The sequence below is a fragment of the Micromonospora sp. NPDC051296 genome (assembly GCF_040682255.1).
GTDB lineage: Bacteria > Actinomycetota > Actinomycetes > Mycobacteriales > Micromonosporaceae > Micromonospora > Micromonospora craterilacus.
Genome location: NZ_JBFBAO010000633.1, coordinates 1 through 1,754, shown reverse-complemented (window position 1 = coordinate 1,754; position 1,754 = coordinate 1). Strand labels below are relative to the sequence as shown.

General features: G+C 66.5%; 2 protein-coding genes. Both read left to right on the top strand.

The genetic code is table 11. From position 1 onward, the window contains the following. The coding region (locus tag AB0M52_RS33700) for a PxKF domain-containing protein (RefSeq protein ID WP_363961911.1) at positions 1-207 on the top strand (207 nt) is incomplete at its 5' end. 302 nt (positions 208-509) lie between these two features. After that, positions 510-1,754, top strand: a 1,245-nt coding sequence (locus AB0M52_RS33695) for an alpha/beta fold hydrolase (protein WP_363961909.1), incomplete at its 3' end; no start/stop codon positions are given.

Below are 1,754 nucleotides of genomic sequence, written 5' to 3'. Positions count from 1 at the left end.
ACCGTCAACCCCAGCGGTCCGATCACCCCGCGCCCCACCCCCGTCGCAGCGGTCAACCCCGGCGGATCGAGCATGTCCGCCAGTGCGAACGGCCAATACAACTACGTGTGGAAGACCGACCCAAGCTGGGCCGGCACCTGCCGCGAATTCGTCCTGACCCTCGACAACGGATTCCAGTACCGCAGCTACTTCAAATTTGTCGGCTGATCGGTAACACCGATCCACGGTAAAACCCGGGGGAGCGTTCCGCACGACGGAACGCTCCCCCGGCCCGTTCACCCGGCCGCGGGCGGCCCGGCTTCGTTTCGGCAATAGTGATCCGTTGCCGTCCGCCCGCGTCCGGTGTCGGTTTTGTCGGCCACGATCGGCCGATCCACCGCGCTGTCGCGCCACTCGGCAGCTGGTTCGTGGATTCCTGTCGCGGGTATGCGGGCCAGGCGGTTGTCGGGTGGACGCACCGCCGCCGACTCCGCGGTTCCGTGAACCAATCCAGGTGAGGGACGGGCACAGTGGCGAACAAAACTGACATCCGCTCCTATCGCGTCGATGTTCCCGAGGCGGACTTGGCGGACCTGCGTCGACGAATCGCGGCGACCCGGTGGCCCGACAAAGAGACCGTCGGTGACCAGTCACAGGGCGTGCAGCTGGCGAAGATCCAGGCGCTGGTGCGCTACTGGGGAGACGGCTACGACTGGCGGAAGGCGGAGGCGAGCCTCAATTCGCTGCCGCAGTTCGTGACGGAGATCGACGGGCTCGACATCCACTTCATCCACGTCCGGTCCGCTCATCCGAACGCCCTGCCGCTGATCATCACGCACGGCTGGCCCGGCTCGATCATCGAACTGCTGAAGGTCATCGGCCCGCTCACCGACCCGACCGCCCACGGCGGACGCGCCGAGGACGCCTTCGACGTCGTCATACCCTCGATGCCGGGGTACGGGTTCTCCCAGCGACCCGGCAGCACCGGCTGGGATCCCGATCACATCGCCCGCGCCTGGCACGAACTCATGGGGCGGCTGGGATACGAACGCTATGTGTCCCAGGGGGGCGACTGGGGATCGGTCGTCGCCGACGCTATGGGGCGTCAGGCACCAGCGGCGCTTCTCGGCATACACGTCAACATGCCGGCGACGGTCCCGGGTGACCTCGCGACCGCCATCCAGGCGGGAGAGCCGGCGCCCGATGGACTGTCCGGCAAGGAGAAGGCCGCCTTCGACAAACTCAGCACGTTCTTCGGCAAGAACGGTGCGTACGGCGTCCTGATGCAGACCCGCCCGCAGACCGTGGGGTACGCACTGACGGACTCGCCCGCGGGACTCGCCGCCTGGATGTACGACAAGTTCGCCCAGTGGACGTACAGCGGCGGGGAGCCCGAGCGGTCACTCACCAAGGACGAGATGCTCGACGACATCTCGCTCTACTGGTTGACGAACAGCGCCGTCTCCTCCGCACAGCTCTACTGGGAGAACAACAACAACAATTTCAGCTCGGCGGCACAGAAGACGGACGAGATCTCTCTTCCCGTCGCGGTGACGGTCTTTCCCGGCGAGATCTACCAGGCACCGAAGAGTTGGACCGAGCAGAGCTATCGCAATCTCGTCTACTTCAACGAGGTCGACAAGGGCGGTCACTTCGCGGCGTGGGAGGAGCCCGAACTCTTCGCGAAGGAGATCCGGCTCGCCGACGTCGACGCGATCGCGGTCACCGCCGGTCCCGGCCTGGCCGGCGCACTGCTGGTCGGGGTGGCGGCGGCC